This is a genomic window from Leptospira sanjuanensis (assembly GCF_022267325.1).
GTDB classification, from domain to species: domain Bacteria; phylum Spirochaetota; class Leptospiria; order Leptospirales; family Leptospiraceae; genus Leptospira; species Leptospira sanjuanensis.
Map to the genome: position 1 here is coordinate 738,886 of NZ_JAIZBG010000001.1, position 19,638 is coordinate 758,523.

Below are 19,638 nucleotides of genomic sequence, written 5' to 3' on the forward strand. Positions count from 1 at the left end.
TCCATCCGCGCGGGAATAGGTTGATGCCTCCTTCCCTATGAAACCGATTCTCTTCGGATATTTCCTATTATGTCTGATCGCTTTCGACGTATACTCGAACCCGATCGATCCTGAAAAAGTACAACCTCTCAACGAAGGTTGGGAATTCAAACACGAAGGCAAAGAGAATTTTCAGATGATTCTTCCCGGAGTCGGTTTGACGAATCAAGGTTTCGAGATTCCGATCAAAGGCGTTTACAGAGTTCGAGTGGAATATCCGCTAATGTCTCCCGCGGGTTCCCAGGGAATTTTTCTGGATCGGATTCAATCCGCGGACAAGGTTTATTTCAACGATAAGCTCATCGGAAAGACGGGAGAAATCGATCCGTATGCAGCGGCGTGGTTTCGAAGCCGATTGTATAAGATTCCTTTGGAATGGATCGAAAAAGGAAAACCGAATACGATCCGAGTCGAGATCGAATGCAGAGAATTAGGATTTCACTGCGGGATCTTCCGCAGCATACCCAAGTTAGGCGACTTTGACGAACTCAAGGATGCGTTGATTCAGGAAGACGCTCTGCAGCTCGTGCTGATCGTTTTGTTTCTCGGAGTTTTTCTGCAACAGTCGATTTCGTATTCGTTGAACAGGCATTCGAGAGCGAGCATCTTTCTTTCCTTGTCCGCGTTTTTGTTCGTCTTCTGGAGAATTCCTCTTCTGCACAAAATGCACTACGCCGAAGTTCCCTTCGGGCTTTTGACAAGATCCTTCTTTTCTTCGCAGAGCGTTTTCCCGGCTTGTATATTATATTTTTTGTATGCGTTGTTCCGTAAAAAAACGGGGACCGCGGCCAAGATCGTAATGAAGTCCAGTCTTGTGATCGGTTCGCTGCATTTACTCGAACTCGACGGAACACAAAGGGCGCTTCTCGTTTATGCGTGGCAGGGACTTCTCGTGTTCATGGCCGTTCTTTTGATTCCCATGTTCTACGAAGAACTGAGAAAGAAGGTGATGGAAGCCTTGATTATGGTAGGCGGGGTCGGACTACTCGCGCTCTTTGCGATCATCGACGTAGTTCTCGACAATCTTACGGGAAGAAATATGTTCTTATCGCAGTACGGATTTTTCGCTCTTTTGATTTCGGGCGCGGTGAGTATTTCGTATCAAAACGCAAGGGCGCACGCCGAACTCAAAAAACTCAACGCCAATCTCGAAGGAAAGGTGGAACAAAGAACGGCCGAACTCAGAAGGCAGAATCGGATTCTCCACGAGGAATTGGAAATGGCCGCCAATCTTCAGACGCGTTTGATTCCGCAGCTCGACGGAAGAATTCATCGTCTTTCCGTAAATTCGGTTTATATTCCGGTCGATCAGATTGGAGGCGACTTCTTGGACTATCATATTCTTGATGAGAAAAAGGTAATGTTCATTCTTTGCGACGTTCTCGGACACGGGGTTGCGTCCGCTTTGGTTTCGTCGATGCTCAAGGTTTCGTTTTTGGAACTCAGCAGAAAACTGGATGAACCTTCCAAGATTCTTTCCGAACTCAACAACCGGATGTTTCAGGTTTTGGAAAAAAATTTCATCTCCGCTCTCGTATGTTTGTACGATCTCGAACGGGACGAATTTCGCTATTCGATCGCGGGTCATCCTCCCCCCGTTTTGATTCGGGAAGAACCGGCCGAGCCGGAGTTTTTAAAAGGAAGAGGAATGATACTCGGGATGATGAAAACGATCGAACCCGAAACCTATACGATCGCATTGAAAACGGGAGATCGATTCTTTTTTTATACGGACGGGATTACGGAAGCTTTGAGTCCGCAACGGGAAATTTTCGGAGAGCGCAGACTTTTGGAAGTTTTAAAGAATAATTTCTCCCGAAATCCCCGGAATTTGAACGAAGAAATTCTTTCCACGGTGAAATCTTTTTCCTCTTCTAAGATCCCGGACGACCTGACTTACTTGACTGTGGATATATTGTAGTTATTCTTTTCTTACATTTCGCACAACACCAAATCCCACCTCCAACCCGTTTCTGCGAAACGTCCTCGGAGCCGAGATTTCCACAGCTTTTGTAAGAAAAGAATCACTACAATATATCCAGTCTCCTTCGCATTCCGCTTTTAAACCATCTAAATCACTGTCGGCCAAAGATCGCTTTTCTCAAAAGTTCCCTCACTTAAATACTGACTATTATACTCAAATCACTAAGAATCTATTATCCACTCTCTATCCTAAAAGTTGCCCACAGTGTAAAATTCCACTTAGCAAAGAAGTTTCTACCAGAGAGAATGTGATTCGTTGTCCTAAGTGTAATTATTTAGAATCAAGGACTTCTGGAACTCCTTTAGAACATTTGAAACTTCCATTATGGGTATTTAGCTATTTACTGATTGAGTCAATTGAACTCTTTCCATTAGGTCTATCAGCTTCAGCAATCTGTAGAAGGTTATCAGTTTCAAAGAATACCGGAACGTTGTTGAAAAGAAGGCTTCAGATCTTCTGTAGCGATTTGATTCCTTTGATTAAGGAAGAAATGGTCAAGGATCTAAAGAAAGCTTGGAAGGGTAAAAAACTGCCAGAAACAGGGGATTTAAAGCCTTTTATTGAAGGCAAGCCAGTTGTTCATACAGATACGCTTGCCTTATTCTCAGCTTCTCAAAGAGCCAATGGATATCGGAAGAGATTTAAGCATAAAGGTCAGACAGCTTCTATCTATTTAACAGATTCAGTAGCTGAAGAGAGAGGTAAATATCAGATCGGAACTCTTTGTCATACGATTGCGATTAAAGGTGGTCCAGTAATACTATCCTCTGTCCCTGATCAAAAGCAGAAAACACTTCAACCTTTGTTTGATTTCTTACCTGAAGATGTTCCTTTGTTCGCGGATGAAGGTATTCCTTGGATGGAACGATACAACAAGAACTTTAGAAGTATCAATCATTCTAAAAGAGCTAAGGATACAAAGAGAAATGTCTGGGGAAAGAATCGCTGGTCTGAGAATGGAATTCATACTCAAGTGGCTGAAGGAACTCAGCGATCGATTAAGTATTCTTTTTTAGCGTCTTACAGTTATATACGACCAGAGAATAGTATTCTTTATCTGAATGAATATTCGGCTTTGAAAGGGATTCGAGTCTATGGTTTAGAAAGGCTCGTTGGTAAGAAGAAGTTAGGAATATTGCGGAATGTAGGGAGTAAGTATAGGATTTCTAACAAAACCCGTGTAACTGGCAAGGAACCCATAAATCTTCTTAAAAAGAGACAAAATCTACTTTATTCATCGCCGACGACCTTCACGAGAATTCATTCGGATCACAGTCGAAGCAGGAAAAGTATCAGTAAAAAATTCCGATTCTTGTTCGATGAGAATCATTTCTTTCCACTCAAACAGGCTCACATTGATTATTTGGATTTTATGGAATCAGGTCCGATTCTTCGAAAACAAAAAGAAAAGTTCTATAACTCCATTGCGTATTCGATTTGGAATCAAATGAGTTATGAAAGTGATTACAATCTATTGCAACACGACTTTAAAGAATTAGCAACGCACATGCCGGTCTTTCGAATTATCCAAAGGTGGGCCAAACTCGGAATCGCGGATATCAAACAAGTTGGAAAGAACAAATACGAGAGGAAACAGTTCATACTTAAGAAACTCATCTCTGAATTACCTGATGTCCTTTATACGTTTGATAGGGACAAATATGAGAACAACGAAAAAGTAGAGGAAAACATCGATATTGTTTTTGAGAACCCTACCTTTGGCGGAAGGAATAAATACGGAATCAATAAGAAACGAAGAATGGAATTATTAGGAGATCTGAATGGCTAAGACAGAAAAGAACATAAAACCGAAAGCTACGTTTAAATTTACTGCAAATGATTTTTACGAACTTCTCGAAAAATATGATCGTAAGTGTGCGTTAACGGGTCGAATATTAACACCGTTGACTGCTGAAATAGAACTGAGAGAACCGTTTAAGAAAGTCGGAATTTCTGAAAAGGAAAACCACTACCTTGTGGACAAAACAATTTCCTATCTTGCTCGTCATATTTCCGAGGAAGAGATTATAGAAATAGCGGCTGAGATCATTCGTTTTAGAGGATTTGAAAAAGGATACTCTGTCTCTGAAAAGAAAATGAAGAAGGTAAGGAGTTGAAAAATCGGAAGGCTGAAAATCAGTTTCCTAATCATTGGATTCGAAATATTGTCGATTCCGTTCGAATCAGACATTGTCAAAGGATTAAATGGGCTTGGTATAGGGTTAGGGAAGATGTAAGAGAACGAACGTGGTCCCAATGTCTTAACAGAAATAAGATCAAATTGTTTCAGTTATTTTTAAAAGAGAAAAGTGAAAGAAACGTCGATCCTTGGAAAGGTTATCTTAGATTACAGAAAGTAAAACTTAAATTTAGCTATGATATTTATACGGCTTGGCAAGAAACTGAATCGCGGATTTTGAAAAAGATGAATCAAGGGAAGTTCATTAAGATCAAAGACGGACTCTGGATTCATGCTTCCCGGATGCAAGTGCAGAAGTTAAAAGGAAGAAGAAATCAAAATCAAGAGCCTAACTTTAAAGTTGAAAAGTATAAAATCGCAAAGCAACTTGATAGGTTAAGAAAACGGTATCTAAGAAAGCCAGGGAATCAAGATCTTTTAAATTGGAATAAAGTAATGATAATTGCGAGAAGTAAATTTCCTGATCGATACCAGAAAAGTTGGGATGAGGCTTGCGATGTTTCGGTGAGGAAGATGAATAGAAAAGTTGCAAGAAATCCCTAAATCAATTCAATATTTAAAGGGTTCGCTTTCTACGGAATTATGATTTGTATTTTATATGATTCAGAAAAAACTTTACATTAAACAATTTGGTTTCCTAGTAGAGTGAATGAAATCAAATCAAATCAAATCAAATCAAATAAAATTAAACTACTATTTGCCGCATTTCTGTTTGCTTCTGCAACGGCGATTTTACTTAAACATTCAACAAATCGTGATCCAGAAGTTTCGAATTCTGTGAAAGAGGAGCTTCGCAAAAGTGTTGAAAGCTTTCAAGTTCCAAAACTAAAAATACAATCTATGGTAGTGCAGATTCAATCTGAATTTCAAGGAAAGAAGGATCTTCCTAAAATTGAAGTGCATTATTTTAAAAGTGTTGATACTCTCTACATTTTGAAAGAGGGGCAAGATGGCGCTAAGGAACTCAGCCTGTTAGGTTTTTTTCAATTGTGGCAACTTTCGAACGCTGGATTGCATAAACGAGTGTTAGTGGAGGTGAATCTTCCTAATCTGAGTAATTTAGAAAGACCCAACACAATATTTTCTTTCAGGGAAAAGTATCGAACTGAAATCAAATCAGAGAACCATTATGCAGAATATTTATCCACTTGTAAGACTGGAAAGGTCATGCAAGCAAGTGAAATTCATAAAAACATCCCTGGTAATGCGATTATGATTACCTGTAAGACAAAGTTAGAAGGAACGCCAGGAAGTAAAAGTCGTGGTTATTATTTTCCAAGTCTTGGTTGGTACTTTGTAACGGATTTCGAAAATGATTTTTACAAAGGAAAGTATGAAATTATATCCGTTATCCTTTCTCAGTAGAAAGTCTGAGTATTATAAATCGAATTCAGAGAATATTATGACTAAGTTTTTAACAAATGGAATCCCTTTGAAAGTGTGTCCTAACTGTAATCACCGGTACGGATTAGATTTTACAAAAAGGTTTGATAAGGCAGTCCATTCTTGGTATTTCCGAGTTCTTTGTAAAAGCTGCGATCTTTCAACGAAAGAATTTCTCATTTTGGAAGAGTCTAGGTTGGAACGGAATTTATTAAAAATTGAAAAGTAAGGATATTTTATGACAGTAGAAGGATTTTATTCAGAGGAACAAGTTAAGCTTATTCTGGATCGTTATAAATTAATATTTAGGGAATGCATTAATGAATATAACGCATACGCGGATATAAAAAATTGAAACTATGAAAGTCTCGGATATCTACCTTTTATAACATCTGACTTTATGCAGCCGATAGAGAAGTATTGCGAAAATGAAATAAAGGTAAAAAGTTTAAGGGATAAGTTGAATAAAATTAACGCTGCTGGAGAGATAAATAATGCAAACTGGAAAGAGTTTTCTGAAATTGATGCATTAAATAAATTGGTTCGAGAGACCGAGATTGGTACCACAATAGGTTTAAATAAATTCTCAGATGATTTAATCCTTAATTGGAATGGAAATAAAACGCTTTCAAATCTTTTAATAATAATCGGCCATGATTGGTATCCACTTGTCGGAAATGGATATGAGTTTAATTCGATATTTCAAATCTATCCAATGACTAAGGAAGGTATAAAGTACAATCAATGTTTGTTAGATTTCGATTGTGAAAAAAATCTTGTATTAATGTTTAATTTAATTCCTGGATACAGGTTTCCATATAGTTGGCAGTCCGGGAGTTTTTTGGAGAACAGATTGTATGAAGAAAAGGCAGAAAGCCTTGTCTCTATTATTAATAAGGTCAAGGAAGGTTTTTTAAATTATCGAATTATCTCTTGGGGCAATGAAGTCAAGAATCGGATGAAAAGATTCTTTGATAACGGAGCAATATTTAATTTGCCCCATCCTTCTGTTTACTCATATGATCGTATGAAAAAAGCTAAAGAGTATTATGAATTTATAAAATTTGATAATAATGAGTCTAAATAGGTTTGGGAAATGGTGGCTAAAAATTTTTTAAATGAAGAAATTCCAGATTTTAAAGACATAGTTGATATTGCGAAAAAGAAAGCGAATAGAGCGAGGACAGCTTCTTTTAAATTTTCTGATATTTATTCCTATTCAGAAAGTAAAGGTAAGTATGTTCTCAATAAAAATCTAACGATTCCAGATGTTGAGCTCGATGTTTCTAAAGGGAAAAAAGAGAATATCGATTTTAAAGGACTATATATTTTGTCTTTTCGTAATAAAGTACAATATGTCGGTATTTCAAAGAATGTTCTTGTTAGAATAAAACAGCATTTTCTTTCGACTAATCATTTTTCGGCAAGCCTGGCCTATCTAATTGCAGCAAAAGAAAACAATCATATCGGGCAACGAAAAACATTAGACTTTGATCCGTTGGGAATTTCTGTTCAAAAAAGAATGAGAAAAGATTGGAGAATTTCATTCATACAAGAATCGGATAACTTTCACCTTCATATTCTTGAAGCGTACGTAGCTTGTAAATTCAAAGCGCAATGGAATACCTTTAAAACGCATTGATGCATCCTACCTCGTTTTTTAATTCCGAGTTTATTTGAATTTCTATATAGAGATTTAGATCTCAAGTTATGCTTGACAATTTCCGTTTTGACTGATATATTCCGCTTTTAACTCACTTCTGACAATTCTAATATTGAGAGGTAGATTTTGACGAATAGAAGTAACGAGGAATTCCGTAGAATAATCGATGGTTGTATTTTATCAAACGAATCTTCGTGGCGTGAGTTTATCCAAAGATACGATCGCATCCTGACTGGAACTATCGTTAATCTAAATGGAAAGGATGACTCGGAAGATATTTTTCAAAAAGTCTTAATCAAATTGGTCGAAGAGGAATATCGTCTTCTAAGGAATTTTAAGGGATCAACAGAAGCCGAATTTAGAAGTTATATCATCCAGATAGCTAAAAACACCCTTAGAAACGAATATAAAAGCAATCAGCGACGTAGAGAAGCATCCTTCATAGAAAACGAGGAAATGGATCAAGCAATGATCCGGAAATCCTGGGAGGCATGGGAAAAATCCGAAGCTGACAGGCTCTACCAGGAGATGTTCTCTAATTTTGAAGACTTGATATCAAATTTGGATTTAACCTCCCGAGAGATTATTTATTTTCGCTTTCGAGGACTAAAATTCAGAGAAATTTCCGAAATGTTAAAGATCAATCAAAACACAGTTCTATCGATGCACAGTCGAGCCGTGAAAAAGATCAAAACACTAATAGAAAATTCTGACACTCTGCAATAATAAGAACTAAATGGGAACCTCTCCAGAAGATCACGAGCGAATTACAGAAGAGTTTCTTCGAAACTATATCGAAAACAAACTTTCTGCTGAAGACCGCGAACTAGTTGAATATTCATTACGGGAATCGAAAGAAACATTCTTGAAATACGTATCTCTGAAAGAGGCATTATTTTTGGAATCAAAAGGACAAAAGATCCCTAAGGAAGTAGAAGATCGTTTAATATCTTCGATTCTTCCTAAAAAAGAATCTAACTATTTGCGTATCCTGGTTCGATTTAAAGGCGATCAGGTGGTAGTCACAACTTCAGATCAAAACGCTCTTGATTTTAGGAGTATTATCATGAGTGGAGATCCGAGTAAACAGGGACCAGTAAGCATCAGCAGAAAAATACTGGATCGTGAATTGACTTTAACGGTTCTTCCAAGCGATCACCCTGAAGAACAGCTATTATCGTTAAGTTTAACAAAGAACGAAGGGGTTACGGCGGAATTGTTCGTAGACGGGGTAATCTCTGATCGTATTGAGAATCTAACAAACCGTCAGTTGTTTCTTCCTAATATCAACTCTTCTAATTCGGTTGAGATTAGGTTGATAGAAAGCGAGAAAGTAATCTTTACTCTCGGGCTTTATTTACAGATCGAATAATTCCGTTTATAACTCTTTCTTTTCTACTTAATTTGCAATAAAACAACTCAATCAGGACACCCTTTTACTGAAACAACATTAGTTTCGAAAAGGAGATCTTGTGATTTTAATTACTTTTTCTTCGATAAATCATCGAAGTATTCTTTTAACCCTCATACATTTATTTCAAAGCATTTTAATCTTAGTCTTTCTTTGTCTTCTTCCCGAGCTACAAGCGGAAGCGACTACGGTGGGATGCTACTCGGATTTAACTAAAGCATTAGACAATCCTCTAAAAGTCCGAGAATTGAATTTAAGTTGGCAGGAGTTGGCAACTTTACCCAGAGATATCGAAAAACTTCAAAACTTAAGATCGTTAAATTTATTTAAAAACAATATAGAAACCCTTCCGATTGAAATTGGACAACTCAAAAATTTAAGAACTTTGAATTTGGGTTTAAATCCCTTCGTAGCCTTCCCCAAAGAGATCGAACAACTTACAGGTTTGGTTGAATTTAATTTTAGTGGAAATAAACTCAAAGATCTTCCATCAGAAATCTCACGATTAAAAAATCTAACATATTTGAGTCTACAAGGTAATGACCTATCAATCCTTTCGGGAGAGATTGGAAAACTTCAAAATTTACAGAAACTCATTTTAGATAATAATGAACTTGTAACTCTTCCGAGTGAAATTAAGCAACTTCAAAACCTTCAGGAGTTGAGCATTTTTCAGAATAAATTAACCGATATTCCAGAGGAAATAGGGCAACTAAAGAGTTTGCAGGTATTAAACTTGAGTCAAAATCAACTTACAAATTTACCTGTCGCAATTGGGGAACTCCAGAATTTAAGAGAAATAGACTTGAGTTATAATCCTCAGTTAGCATTCCCAAAAGAAATAGCGCATCTGAAAAACTTACAAGAACTAAAGTTTATGCGCAACAATCTTGATGTCTTTCCAGTAGAAATCATTCATTTAAGAAATCTAAAATCTTTGAGTTTAGGCGGTAATAATATTACGCATTTTCCAGAAGAAATTAGACATCTTCAAAATTTGAAAAATCTTCATCTTGATCATTCAATAATCTCTGTCTCGACAAAGGAAAAGGAAAAAATACGAAGATTATTACCAAAATGTAAAGTATGGTTTTAGTCTTAAATTTCACTATATTCGTTTTTAGAAAAAATTTAGGTGATGCAGATTTATTGATAACAAGGAGTAAATAAATTGGGATTTTTTAATGATAAAAGATATCTTGTTAGTGTTGGATTAAGAGACGAGAGGGATCGTCAGTTAATCAAGACAATAAAGAAAGAAGTGATCGCAGGTTCTTGGATGGAGGTCGTGAACACTATTAAACAAGAATATGGTAATAGATATCATAATGTTACTTTAATTTCTGAAAGCAGTTTAGATTAAGAATCTTTTGAATAATTGGATAAGCATATAAAAAAATTTTTACAAAACGAAGTGCGAACTTTTAGACTATGAATAAAGTAATCATAGATTCTTGGAAAGACGGAATCGAGCTTCTTAAAAGTCTTAAAGCTTCCAAATCCATTATCGATCATCATGAAACAGTCGTTGAAACAGCTGAAAAGCTCTTAGATCAATTGCCGACAGTAGTTAAACGTTTAATTGATAGGAATATAGTTTTGATTGGCTCAAGTCTTCATGATTGTGGAAAGATTACCAAACCATTGGAGGAAGTTAAATCCGGAAAGGCTCATGAGTTGTCGGGTAAAAAGCTCCTGCTATCCTTAGGGGTATCTCATAAAATTGCGAGGTTTTGTATGATACATTCTTTAACGATGGAGACGTTGTATTTAGAAGAGTTGTTGGTTGGAATCGCTGATAATTTATGGAAAGGAAGTCGTGATCTTTCTAAGGAGCTATGCTTTTACCACAAAATCGCCGTTCTATTAAATCAAAAAGATGAGCTATTATTTCAGAAAATGGATGATGTTTTTGAACGAATTTCTGAGGAGAACTTTCAGAATTATAAAGAATACCTAAAGGTAAATCGGGTATCGGTATAAAAAATGAAAATTTATGGTTATCATGAACACAATGGCATTTTTGTAAAAAGTCAAAATTGGATAGGTTTAGATTTAGACGATGATTCGGAAGCCATTTTCTTGTTATTGTCATTAAAGAATGGGGAACTTCTAAAAGGGTATTATGAGTCACTTCCCTCTGAAAATCATGAAGACCATAATCATCTTAGAGTATCATTCAATAGCTTAAGATTTACCGATGGCGATAAATACAAAATGGGATTGGCAATCCAGCATCAAGGAAATAAACCTATCGGGTTTCTATTACCGCTGCGAAGCTTCGAAAAAGAATTTTGTTTTGATCGTATCCATTCTGCAAAAGGAAAAGAATTACATTCTAAGGAAAGTGAAAAGTATAGTGATACTATTTATAGGTTTATTTTACAATTAGACAGTTTGATGATTACTCTATCTGAGAATGCTGTTACGACTCTTTAAAATCGTAACAGCATTAGATTTAGACTCTCGCTAAATTTCGTTTCTTTTTTGCGTTCCTCTGGTTCTTAGCATGATGTTTCCCTATGTTACACTTAGAGCAAATGGTTTGTCCATTTGAAAAACAAGTTAGACCTCCATCTGCCCATTCTTTTATGTGATCTACTTCTAAATGGAAGCCATTTGCAATCGCACCTTCTTTAGAGATGCCGCATTGCTGACAGCAAAATCGGTCTCTAAGAAAAATATGATCTCTTAACGAAGGCGGAAAGTTTCTTTGTTTATACACTTTCTCCATATAGGAGTATTCTTCGCGTAAGGACTTCAGAAATTTATAGTGATGCTTCTTTAATACTTCCCTTTCTATGTAGAATTTTGTTATGTATTCACTATAAAAATTCAGCATAAAAATATTTTTAGAACCCGGATCGTTTACTTCTCTGCAAATCATTGATGCTTCGTCTAATATAGATGCGTTCTTTTTTCTAATTTGGTTGATATTAAAAAGAATTGCTTCTTTATATTTTTCTTTTAGAAATTTATTTAGTTTCAAAATTGTTTCTCCAATCAGTTGATTAAGGTTTAGTAGCATTGAATAAAAACAGGCGTATAGCAATGAAAAATATTAACGACCAAATTTATGAAAAGATGACCTCTAAAAAAGCAGCATTTGAAGAAAATGTTCGAGACCACGTTTCCGAGCATAGTGTGAAAAAAGCACATACTGGAATATATCTTTGGCTTAAAAATAAATTAGGTCTTATTATCAATCGAGTTTCCTTTAGAAATTCTAATGAAATTCGTAATTATGTCTTGGATAAATTTTTAGGAGAAAACGTATCTGGAGAAAAGGATGCTAAACCGATTACGGAGTTAACTAAAATTTTTAAGATACGAACATTAATTTTTGAAATGCGAGTTTTATTAAATAGAAAAAGTCTGGAGAAGGATCTACAAAATAAATTTAGAGAAATGCTATTAGCTGTCAGTGATAAATATGAGATACGTCAAGAAGTTTATGTTAAAAAGAAGAATGGTTTAAAAGGAAGAATTGATAATTTATCTTACTTTAAATATTCTAACGAAGAGGGGACAATCTTCGAATTAAAGAACGCTAAATTTACATTAGCATTGAAAAGAGATAAATTTCGAATCCCAAAAAAATTATATAAGGCAATACTTCAAGTTTTTGGCTACTGGGAAGCTGAAATTAAGAATTCCTCAGAGGGGAATATTGATCTTACAAAATTTAATAAAATCATAATCGCCGGTCGCTGGATGGATCATCCAGAAGATTATTTCAAAATCAGCGAGGAAGAATTGAAAGATTATAAGCTCAAAATATATTCTTGGGATGCTTGGTTGGCGGAATATGAAAGAGTTTTTACTTGATAGGCTGTAACGTCGTTTCCTTTTGAACCGTAACAGCCTATTGATCTTGAATTAGGTTCTTACTAAATTTCTTTTATTTTTCAAATTCGATTTCTGTTTCTTCGCCGAGACTCTTCCTTTGTTACATTTCGAACAAATAGTTTGACCATTGGAAAAACAGGTCTTACCGCCTTCACTTAGTTCTTTTACATGTACGACTTCTAAGTAATGACCATTCGTTATTGCTACCTCTTTAGAAATTCCACAAAATTGGCAACAATAGTTATCCCTCTCAAAAATATGATCTCTTAAGGATAGAGGAAAATAATTTTTGTTATGAACTTTTTCCATATAAGAATATTCAGCCCGAAGATAGTTTAAGAATCTATTATGGTGATCTTTTAACATTTCTAGTTCAATATAGTTCTTAATTAACGACTCACTAAAGAAATTTGCAGTAAATAGAGAATTCCCTCTCTTGATTCGAATAAATGAAGAAAGTTGTATAATTTCTTTATGTCTTTTCCTAATTGCGCGCAAATTAAAATAGAGAGTTTCCCAATATTTTTCTTTTAGATATTTGCTTAGTTTCATTAAAATACTCCAATTAAAAGTTTTCTCATTACTGCTTTAAATGGAAATTTAAGTAAAGAATCAATTGAAATTCGATACTAATTTAAATATGAATTTTAAAGAGTATTTCGAGTTGAAAGATGCATTCATTGAATAGTAAAAATTCAACGGATCAAGACTGATAAAAAAACAGTCAAGCAGATTTTAAGGATAAGTTGTGATATAATAATTCGGTAATATTCTAAAACGTGCCAACACGAAGATTAATTTTGTAAAAGTTAATCTTTTTGCGAGTAGAATCAAAAGCAAAAAATCCGTTGATAAAGACTTAAAGTACTTGACACATTTATTCATGATAAAATTCTCAGGAAATAAATAAGCGAAAAATTTGTCGTAAAGCTAATCGTTGAGAGTGAATGGAAAACAAAATAAAAAGATGTAAAGAATATACACTTAAAGAAAAAACTGAAATAGTAAAAAAGTTTCGGGAAAAACTTGAAGAGATTAAAGATACCGAAAAATGCTTAGAGAGCATTCAAGAATTAGTAGTATCTCAGATACAAAACCAAGGTTTTATTGATTTTAACATTTCAGATCATGTTTCACCTTATGTAATAGGACAGGCTTTACTAAAACTGAACCGAAAATCAGTTCGAGGTTTAGATGGAGTCGATATATACAATCGATTAAAACAAGGCGTAAGGGTGTGTAAAGCAATCTCCAAACGAATAGAGAAGGGGTTTTATCACCCTGGGGCGTATAAGGTGGTCGAATTCGTAAAAGACCCTTCAGAACCCTCTAATCTGCGTAGAATAGGCATATTTTCAACGACTGAGAAGGTTATACAAAGACTATTAAAAGACATTCTAACTCCTATCTACGAGCCATTATTCCTATCTAACAGTTTTGCTTATCGACCTGCGAAATCAACATTTCTTGCGACAGAGTATATTTCAAAGAGTCTTTCTTTAGATAAGTTTCGATTCTGTGTAAAGATAGATATAAAGAAATATTTTGATTCTATTGATCATGATAACATTGTTAGAATCCTCTCTGAGAAAGTTAAAAGTCCAGAAATTATCCGGTATATAGAAGAGTATTTAAAGTCCTCTAAGCTTGATAGAGATGAGTATATAGAAAATTCAAGAGGAACTCCTCAGGGTTCGGTATTAGGTCCTGAATTATCCAATATATACTTACACTACGTATTAGATAAGCCAATTTCAGAAGAATATCCAGAGGTCGACTTTGTTCGGTTCGCTGATGATATAGTGTTCTTCACTAAAACTAAAGAAGATGCACTGAAGCTGCATAGATTCATAATTTCGCGATTGAATGAGTATAAACTGGATATATCTAATAAGATCCATCAATACTTATTTGATTTAGATAAAGAAGAAGTTCATTTCCTCGGATTTACTATTAAAAAAGAAAATAATACCTATAGGGTAATTCCAAATGAAAGGAGAATCATAGATAAATGTCAGAAGTTCTCTAATATATTGTACGAAACTTTATCGAAGTATGGAGATCTATCAGTAATAGATCTAAGAGAATATAAAGGTCAAGAAATACCTAAGAAGATATTAAAAGTATCAATCTTTAAACAGATAGATAAGTTTAAATTATCTATACAGAAATATCGAAGTAGTACTGTAGAACAGTCTAACATCATAACAGAGATTAAACTAGTTATAGGAGAATTAAAGGCACATCTATTTAACTATATATCAGATAGAAGTAAAATACGATCTGTACTACGATATGCTGAGAATAGACTAACTGGATAAGGTATAGAAACAGATAACAGAATAGATTGGAAAATCTGAAAAATAGAATGTCTTGGGAGTATAAATACACTAATTCATTCAGCAATTACAAGGTTTAATTGAGATTATAATATTTTAAAACAGAAGTATTCAGGGAAGAATATAGGGTTTTAAATATCATGATTTTAACTTCGAGATAGCTTCGAATTTTATTGGTAGCTACGATAAAATTTGCTCGAAGTAGTCTAAGTAAAAGAAACAAAAATTTCAGAATTTGTAGCAACATGGGATATGAGGACCCTCGTTAAACTAACAGAAAATCTCATAAATTAATGAATAATAAAAATTAACATAACAGATTGGGAAGACCAATAAATTTTAAGATTAAATAGAATATATTAAGAATAATAAAAGTAAAAAATTTAGAAAAATAATAAAATGTGACTGTAAGGGTATTTCTTTTCTGCGCAAGAAGATTTATCCTCCAGTAGACTAAATAAAATAAAACCATTTACAAAAATAGAAAGTATCTTTGCTCCGAATCAAGGATAACTTTTGAGATTTTACCAATCTCATTTCAAGGTCGGATAATGAAGTATTATAAGGATGTAAACATGAAAAACAGATTTTTAAAAACACAAGTCAAACAATCAAAAAAAGGATTCGGTAAATCCAATCCTCAACCAAGGGTTAAACCCAGATTTCTAAAGAAACTTCCATCAATCGATATTCTTTTTCAGAATTCAATTAATCAACGAAGTGCAATAAATGCAGTTTTGTCTCTTTATAGTTACGTATGGGATTCGTTATCAATTACTTATGCAGGCTATACACAAGGGATTTGTGCGAGTCTTGCGAATGCTGGAATTTCGAATGTTAAAGATATTACCGATGATGTTTCGTTGTTAGTATCTGAATTCAGTAAATATATTGGTAGGGCGGATGCTTTAGATCCGAAAAGAGCCAATCGTATTCTAAAAAAACTATCTGATAAATTGGCGAACGATTTATTGTATAGGAATATAGATCCTTGGATTCTTCGAAGTGTCTTATTATCGAAAGCTCTTTATACATGGAAAAAGGCCGGGCTTCAAGGGGTAGGGGATAATTATCAAGTTTTGCGTGGACAATTCGATATGACAAAGAGCTTTAGAAAATTACAGAAAGCCACATTTCAAGCCTATGAATATTTTAATGATCCGACTAAAGAAAATAGGGACTTAATTCGAGCATTGGTAGAAGCGGGTTGGGCGTTGTCTTATAGAGATTTTAGACATTTAGAAGCGCAATAAAGGACTGCAGCATATGGCGAAAGAGAATTATAAAATTGAAAATAGTTTCGAATATAAAATAGATGAATTGAGAGATCAAGAGGTGATATCACCAATTACGAATTTTATTAAACCTCAAAAACAAGTAAAAGCTAAGACGGTTAAAGAGGAAAAAGTTCATTTTTGCTGGAATGCCGGAAAGATAAATGAATACACTGAGCGATCTTTTAATATTTTTAAAGAATTAAGATTCGTACCTATATCAGAGCTTTTAAATTGTTTAAATCAAGAAGGAGCGATCTGGGCAGTTAAAAAGAAAAAAGGTAAGTGGAAACGTAAAGGCGATCATTTCAAAAAGGCAGAGTTGATATTTGTTAGCTTTGATTTGGAAATTGATGAAATTATAAGTCGCTTTGGAGATCAATTAACAGCAGTTTTTCTCAGTCCAAAATTAGGGAAGATAAATGAATATTCCACGGTTGCTGTATTTAGATTGAAAGAATCCGTTTCCGCATCCTTTTTTGAATTAATTAATAATGCTTTTGTAGAAGTTCATGGTTCTTTAACACTTGCAGGTCCATCTCAAGCCTTTCTCACTATGGAAAAAGGATTGATGTGGGCCTCTAAGGAAACTCAATATTTAGATGTTAATTCCTTATTAAAGCAATTTCGAGATTTAGGAGCTTTTTTATTTAAGTTAAAAAAGATCTTTTATAGATTTGATGATTTTCTAATTATCTTAGATTTTATTATGACATTACGATCTAAATATATTCCCGATTTGGAAAGGTTTGATCAAAATGATATAGAGAAGATCGAGCTTATGAAACCTAAGTCGAAATGTATAATGAAACCGGTTTATTCTGAATATTGGTTAGAAAAAATATTAGGTCCTTATTGATATTCAAGGAAACGGAACCTGATATTTTTTTTGATGTGTTGTTTTTTTAAGTTTGGATGAAGTTATTACATCGAAGTTGCTTCTTTGGTATATTGTATTTATGGAAATAGAAAGAAAGTTTCTAGTTTTAAATCAAGAATATAAGAAGTTAGGTTCGCCAGAAGCAATTGTTCAAGGATATCTAAATTCCGACAAGAATAGAACTGTAAGGGTGAGAATCCAGGGTTCTCGCGCAAAGATAACAATTAAATCTGCAACCGTCGGTATTTCACGTGAAGAGTTCGAGTATGACATTCCATTTGATGACGCTAAAATAATGCTCTATGATTTATGTGAAAAGCCTATTATAGAGAAGAATCGTTATACGATAAACTATCAAGGATCGATCTGGGAAGTTGATGAATTTTTAGGTGAGAATACAGGATTGATAGTAGCCGAAATCGAGTTGGAATCTCCTGAAGCGCTTTTTAATAAGCCAGAATGGATTGGAGATGAGGTATCATATGACCCTAAATACTTTAACTCCAGTTTGATTAAAAATCCTTTCAAGAACTGGTAATCAAACCATTTCTTCTTTATCAAGTATGATTCCTTTACTCGTAAGCATTAAATTACTCATGGTCCAATCAAAGAAATTTAGTAACAATTTCACCTACTAATTAATTAAATTAATTTTACGGTAGGAATTGGATATGAATAAGGTTTTTGGATTTAGCTTTGATTTAGATACTGTTAGGATGACAGATTCCGGAGTTACGGACTCGGAACGATCAAAAATGTATATGTATGAAATTCCAGCATTTTTGTCGGAACTTGGCTTCGAAAAACATATGCAAGGTAGCGTTTATCGAACGGGTTTATTTAGTAATCCAGAGATTCTTAAGGAATCTTTAATAGAAGAATTAGACAAACAGAATCCTAAATTTAGACGTTGGGTAAAAAGTTGTGAGATATATGTCTTGGAAGCCTGGTCAGATGTAACCGCTTTTGTAAAATATGGATCGCAAAAGAAAACGAAAAGGAATCAACGAAGTGAGAAAGGAAATCGAAGTAAGGTAAAATCTATTAGCGTGAAGAATGTAAAAAGTAAAAAGGGAAATGTTAAATAAATATGAGTACAGAATTTTATTATAAATGGTTTAGGTTGATCTTTATTGGAAAATGATATTGTTAGAAACGGGAACAAGTAATTGCCAAAATATTTAATTTAAGGAAAATGTTTAATAATGAGCTATATAACTCTGATTCTTTTCTGTTCCGTTTTATTGAATCTTATACTTCTTTATTTTGGCTTTAAGTTCTATAAAAAATTACGAGAGATACAAAGGAAGGCTAATTTAGAGTCGGAACAAAGCGAAAGCGAGTTTAGTCTTGATATTAAATATATAGATAATTCATTTACTCTTTTTGGAGATGGTAAAGATTATTATGCTTCTATATCAGACTCCAGAACTATTGATGAAATATTCGAAAGCGGTAGGAGAAGAGACGCAGCTCGCAGAATTATAACTGCTGAGATTTTCGAGAGGAATAAATTAGCTAATAGAATTAAGAATGAACGAGCACGGGAAAGGAAGAATAAGCATATTAAATGAGTAAATGAGGCGAATATTCATCTAATTGATAAAAATCTTTTTTAAAGTGTTTGGGTTAAGTTTTCCATGTAAATAATACTTAGCTGTGGTACTGAAATCTTCATGGGAGAGACGTTCTGCAATGGCTGGAATTGTTGCTCCGGCTAAAAGGAGGCTAGTAGAATGGGAATGACGAAGACCGTGAACATTAAATCTTCGATTCAAGACTCTTTGAGAGTACTTGTTGATTTCTTGCCAAATATACTGTCTTGAGTATCTCCCCGAGGACGAACGCTTATTAAAGAATAAATATTCTTGGGGTCTCCCGGATTTATCATGAAAAGTCTTTAGAATATCTTGAAATAACTTTATTGGAAATGAGTTCGATATAGTGACTTCCTTTCCTCGTTTCCTAATGATCGTTATTGATAGTGAACCGTTAGTCACCGAACAATCTTTGATTCGTATTTGGGTAAGCTCTGAAACTCGGAACCCAGAATTGTAAAAAGCTTTAATTATTAAAGAAAGTTTCTTCGGTGTTTTTTTGCATAAGAGATTTACTTCCTTTCTTGATAAAACTGAAGATTCTTTTAATGAATATTTTGTAGAGGTAACTTTCAGTTTTTTGAAAGCAGTATCCAACATACTTAAGAAAGCTACATTATTGGCTTTTCCCGGAAGCGACTCCTTGATACCTTTCTTTAAAGCTGACTTTGCTATACGAATTGTCGCCGAACGAACTCCCTTAGATTTTAAATACCCCAGATAAGATTGAATCCGGTCAGGAGTAATCATTTCACCTTGATTCCAAGTGTTGAATTGATTTATCTGAAGTTCGTATGAGTTTTGAGTATTGATGTTGGATTCCTTTGGAATCTTTAAAACGGTAAGAGTATTTTCTCGGATAAGATCCATATTTTTTCTTAACTTTTGAAATAGCTTTAAGGAATGAAGATGATAACAATAGCTCTTATCCCGTTTAAGGGTTTGAGTTCATGATTTTTATCTGAAAAAAGTTCTTTGAAGAAGATTAATTTATGAAATATAGTTTTTGTTTGTATTG

General features: G+C 34.3%; 22 protein-coding genes. 19 read left to right on the top strand and 3 right to left on the bottom strand.

Going from position 1 to position 19,638, the window contains the following annotated elements; genetic code table 11:
- Window positions 1-37: 37 nt before the first annotated feature.
- The 12 genes from LFX25_RS03420 to LFX25_RS03475 all read left to right on the top strand — a co-directional run bounded on the left by LFX25_RS03420 (window position 38) and on the right by LFX25_RS03475 (window position 11,119).
- Entirely contained in the window at window positions 38-1,960 is a 1,923-nt protein-coding gene (locus tag LFX25_RS03420) for a PP2C family protein-serine/threonine phosphatase (RefSeq protein ID WP_238728920.1), read from the top strand.
- A 373-nt stretch (window positions 1,961-2,333) separates the two neighbouring features.
- Window positions 2,334-3,812 (top strand): hypothetical protein, encoded by a 1,479-nt coding sequence (locus LFX25_RS03425; protein WP_238728921.1) that lies wholly within the window; start codon window positions 2,334-2,336, stop codon window positions 3,810-3,812.
- Complete coding sequence (locus LFX25_RS03430; RefSeq protein ID WP_238728922.1) at window positions 3,805-4,140, top strand: hypothetical protein; 336 nt, start codon at window positions 3,805-3,807, stop codon at window positions 4,138-4,140. The genes LFX25_RS03425 and LFX25_RS03430 overlap by 8 nt, the downstream gene beginning before the upstream one ends.
- 164 nt (window positions 4,141-4,304) lie before the next feature.
- Entirely contained in the window at window positions 4,305-4,766 is a 462-nt protein-coding gene (locus LFX25_RS03435; RefSeq protein ID WP_238728923.1) for a hypothetical protein, read from the top strand.
- Window positions 4,767-4,868: 102 nt separating this feature from the next.
- Complete coding sequence (locus LFX25_RS03440; RefSeq protein ID WP_238728924.1) at window positions 4,869-5,588, top strand: hypothetical protein; 720 nt, start codon at window positions 4,869-4,871, stop codon at window positions 5,586-5,588.
- Between the two features lie 418 nt (window positions 5,589-6,006).
- Entirely contained in the window at window positions 6,007-6,693 is a 687-nt protein-coding gene (locus LFX25_RS03445) for a hypothetical protein (protein ID WP_238728925.1), read from the top strand.
- A gap of 9 nt (window positions 6,694-6,702) precedes the next feature.
- On the top strand, window positions 6,703-7,248 hold the full coding sequence (locus tag LFX25_RS03450) for a GIY-YIG nuclease family protein (RefSeq protein ID WP_238728926.1): 546 nt from the start codon (window positions 6,703-6,705) through the stop codon (window positions 7,246-7,248).
- Window positions 7,249-7,395: 147 nt separating this feature from the next.
- Window positions 7,396-7,995, top strand: coding sequence for an RNA polymerase sigma factor (locus LFX25_RS03455; protein ID WP_238728927.1), 600 nt, complete (start codon window positions 7,396-7,398; stop codon window positions 7,993-7,995).
- Between the two features lie 10 nt (window positions 7,996-8,005).
- Window positions 8,006-8,641 (top strand): hypothetical protein, encoded by a 636-nt coding sequence (locus tag LFX25_RS03460; RefSeq protein ID WP_238728928.1) that lies wholly within the window; start codon window positions 8,006-8,008, stop codon window positions 8,639-8,641.
- 100 nt (window positions 8,642-8,741) lie between these two features.
- Entirely contained in the window at window positions 8,742-9,776 is a 1,035-nt protein-coding gene (locus LFX25_RS03465) for a leucine-rich repeat domain-containing protein (RefSeq protein WP_319936822.1), read from the top strand.
- Between the two features lie 335 nt (window positions 9,777-10,111).
- Window positions 10,112-10,663 (top strand): HD domain-containing protein, encoded by a 552-nt coding sequence (locus tag LFX25_RS03470; RefSeq protein WP_238728929.1) that lies wholly within the window; start codon window positions 10,112-10,114, stop codon window positions 10,661-10,663.
- Window positions 10,664-10,666: 3 nt separating this feature from the next.
- Window positions 10,667-11,119, top strand: a complete 453-nt coding sequence (locus LFX25_RS03475) for a hypothetical protein (protein WP_238728930.1) — start codon at window positions 10,667-10,669, stop codon at window positions 11,117-11,119.
- 19 nt (window positions 11,120-11,138) lie between these two features.
- Here LFX25_RS03475 and LFX25_RS03480 read toward each other — a convergent pair whose 3' ends face one another.
- Entirely contained in the window at window positions 11,139-11,669 is a 531-nt protein-coding gene (locus tag LFX25_RS03480; protein WP_238728931.1) for an HNH endonuclease, read from the bottom strand.
- A 62-nt stretch (window positions 11,670-11,731) separates the two neighbouring features.
- Between LFX25_RS03480 and LFX25_RS03485 the strand changes: the two genes are divergently transcribed.
- Window positions 11,732-12,508, top strand: a complete 777-nt coding sequence (locus LFX25_RS03485; RefSeq protein WP_238728932.1) for a hypothetical protein — start codon at window positions 11,732-11,734, stop codon at window positions 12,506-12,508.
- Window positions 12,509-12,559: 51 nt separating this feature from the next.
- Here LFX25_RS03485 and LFX25_RS03490 read toward each other — a convergent pair whose 3' ends face one another.
- Window positions 12,560-13,081, bottom strand: coding sequence for an HNH endonuclease (locus LFX25_RS03490; RefSeq protein ID WP_238728933.1), 522 nt, complete (start codon window positions 13,079-13,081; stop codon window positions 12,560-12,562).
- A gap of 395 nt (window positions 13,082-13,476) precedes the next feature.
- Between LFX25_RS03490 and LFX25_RS03495 the strand changes: the two genes are divergently transcribed.
- From LFX25_RS03495 to LFX25_RS03520, 6 genes are all read left to right on the top strand, one after another.
- Window positions 13,477-14,850: a reverse transcriptase domain-containing protein gene (locus tag LFX25_RS03495; RefSeq protein ID WP_238728934.1), complete on the top strand. Its 1,374-nt coding sequence runs from the start codon at window positions 13,477-13,479 to the stop codon at window positions 14,848-14,850.
- A 593-nt stretch (window positions 14,851-15,443) separates the two neighbouring features.
- Window positions 15,444-16,121, top strand: a complete 678-nt coding sequence (locus LFX25_RS03500; RefSeq protein ID WP_238728935.1) for a hypothetical protein — start codon at window positions 15,444-15,446, stop codon at window positions 16,119-16,121.
- A gap of 13 nt (window positions 16,122-16,134) precedes the next feature.
- Window positions 16,135-17,001 (top strand): hypothetical protein, encoded by an 867-nt coding sequence (locus tag LFX25_RS03505; protein ID WP_238728936.1) that lies wholly within the window; start codon window positions 16,135-16,137, stop codon window positions 16,999-17,001.
- Window positions 17,002-17,101: 100 nt separating this feature from the next.
- On the top strand, window positions 17,102-17,560 hold the full coding sequence (locus tag LFX25_RS03510; protein WP_238728937.1) for a CYTH domain-containing protein: 459 nt from the start codon (window positions 17,102-17,104) through the stop codon (window positions 17,558-17,560).
- 133 nt (window positions 17,561-17,693) lie between these two features.
- Window positions 17,694-18,110, top strand: a complete 417-nt coding sequence (locus LFX25_RS03515) for a hypothetical protein (protein WP_238728938.1) — start codon at window positions 17,694-17,696, stop codon at window positions 18,108-18,110.
- Window positions 18,111-18,227: 117 nt separating this feature from the next.
- Window positions 18,228-18,596, top strand: coding sequence for a hypothetical protein (locus LFX25_RS03520; RefSeq protein ID WP_238728939.1), 369 nt, complete (start codon window positions 18,228-18,230; stop codon window positions 18,594-18,596).
- A 21-nt stretch (window positions 18,597-18,617) separates the two neighbouring features.
- Here the strand turns inward: LFX25_RS03520 and LFX25_RS03525 are convergent, their stop codons facing one another.
- The gene (locus tag LFX25_RS03525; RefSeq protein ID WP_238728940.1) at window positions 18,618-19,490 is read right to left on the bottom strand and encodes a tyrosine-type recombinase/integrase; all 873 of its coding nucleotides are present in this window, start codon (window positions 19,488-19,490) and stop codon (window positions 18,618-18,620) included.
- Window positions 19,491-19,638 lie beyond the last annotated feature (148 nt).